2 protein-coding genes are annotated in these 1456 nt (G+C 73.1%); both read right to left on the bottom strand.

The annotated features are described in order from the left end of the window. Positions 1-172 precede the first annotated feature (172 nt). The gene (locus BI06_RS35855) at positions 173-958 is read right to left on the bottom strand and encodes a LuxR family transcriptional regulator (protein WP_051742643.1); all 786 of its coding nucleotides are present in this window, start codon (positions 956-958) and stop codon (positions 173-175) included. A 240-nt stretch (positions 959-1198) separates the two neighbouring features. Beyond that, the coding region (locus tag BI06_RS51635) for a hypothetical protein (protein ID WP_043475318.1) at positions 1199-1456 on the bottom strand (258 nt) is incomplete at its 5' end.

Here is a 1456-nt window from a genome sequence, read left to right as displayed (position 1 = left end):
TACCTGCGCTGAGCCCGTCGGCGCCCGGCGGAGCCCGATGACGCGGGCGGGTTGCCGCCGGTGACGCCGACGGGCGACGCGGGGCCCTCGTGCCGACGACGGGGCGCGGATGCTCAGGGGGGACACGACCCGGCGGCCGACCGCGGTCCCGCTCCACCGCGCGCCCGTGCGCTCAGAGCACGCCGGACCTGATCGCGTGGACCACCGCGTGGGTGCGGTTGCGGAAGCCGAGCCTGGTCATCATGCCGCTGACGATGTTCTTGATGGTCCGTTCGGAGTAGCTGAGCTCACGGGAGATCTCGGCGGTGTCCAGGCCGTCGGCCAGCAGGCGCAGCACGGCCACCTCGCGGGTCTCCAGCCCGGCGGCGGTGAGGCCGCGCGGCCCCAGCACGTCGTGCTGGACGGACCGGAAGCCGTCGACCAGCCAGCCCTGGACCGTGGGGGGCAGATCGGTGCCGCCGACGGCCACCCGGCGGACGACCTCCAGGATCTGTTCGAAGTCGCACTGCTGACGCCAGAGCACGCCGCGCAAGCCGAGTCCGACCGCCCGCAGCACCTGGTGCTCCCGGATGCCCTCGGTGACCAGCACGATGCCCAGGGCCGGGTTCTCGGACCGGTCCGCGAAGTCCTCCAGCCGGGTCATCGTCTCCTCGGTCACGGCGCCGGTCAGCACGAGCGCGACGTCCGCGGACGGGAACTCCTCGGGCGCGAGCAGCCGGAGCCCGGGGTGGCGGCGGAGCCCGAGGGCCGCCCCCTCCCCCGTGATCGGGTCGCCGGCCAGTACGGCGATGGTGGTCGTCCGGATCACCCCGACCGCGCCGGTGCCGCGGCGGGCCGCGGACGGCCGCGCGACCGGTGCCGCGAACTGCGTCGTCCCGGGAGGCGCGAGCGGCGTGGCGAACTGGGTCGCGATCGGTGCGGCGGAGGTCTTCGCCCCCGGGTCGAGCTGGGTCGTCATGCGATCGGGCTGCCTGTCCTCGTCTGGTGGGGAACTTGTCCGTTCGGACGACGAGGACGCTAGACCGCGCCTCTTGTCAGGGACTTGTCCACGGATTGACGGCAGCGCCCCGCCGCCCCGGAGCCGGGGGTCCGGGGCGGCGGGGCGCTGCCGGGTCACCGACGGTTGGTCACCGGGGGCGAAGGGTCATGAACGGCAGTCAAGCGGGACGGGGGAAGCCGGAGGTCGTGGAGCGACCGGTCACCAGCGGTAGTAGCCCGTGGACCAGGCGTACCCGGTCGTGGAGACACCGGTGCCCGCCGCGTCGTTGTAGGAGAAGTTGCCGACGAGTGCGCCGTTGCCCTGGTGCAGGACGACGAACTCCTTGCTGTCACCCGAGAGGTTGAGGGTGCTGCAGGTGCCGGGCTCCACGATCCTGGTGGAGAAGTGCCGGTTCGGGAACTCCGCGTAGGAGGAGTAGTAGCCGTCCGAGCAGAGGGTGAACTGGCCGGGCGTCGC

It is taken from the genome of Kitasatospora sp. MBT66 (assembly GCF_000710405.2).
GTDB classification, from domain to species: Bacteria; Actinomycetota; Actinomycetes; order Streptomycetales; family Streptomycetaceae; genus Kitasatospora; species Kitasatospora purpeofusca.
Note: the sequence above shows the minus strand (reverse complement) of the source record. Positions and strands in the feature narration are given on the sequence as shown.